Annotated in this window: 1 protein-coding gene; it reads left to right on the top strand. The window is 64.2% G+C overall.

Going from position 1 to position 218, the window contains the following annotated elements; genetic code table 11:
- A partial coding sequence (locus LCF57_RS14610) for a hypothetical protein (RefSeq protein WP_226001343.1) occupies positions 1–218 on the top strand: 218 nt, incomplete at both ends.

Here is a 218-nt window from a genome sequence, read left to right as displayed (position 1 = left end):
CTGCGAGAGCGTGCCGAAGCCTGGCTCGGCGAAGAGGAGCTGGCGCTGGCGGCGGTGCTGTACCTGGACGACGAAGCGTCGTACAGCGAGGAGCGGGCGAATGCGTCGGTTGTCTCCGGCATTGTCTCCGGCAAGCTGACGGATGCTGTGGACGACGGCGATGAGAGCCATCAGAATGTTGGCACCGACAGCTTCCATGAAGCCCGTCCGGAGGATCT

The sequence above is a fragment of the Paenibacillus sp. BJ-4 genome (assembly GCF_020404765.1).
Classification (GTDB): domain Bacteria; phylum Bacillota; class Bacilli; order Paenibacillales; family Paenibacillaceae; genus Paenibacillus.
Note: the sequence above shows the minus strand (reverse complement) of the source record. Positions and strands in the feature narration are given on the sequence as shown.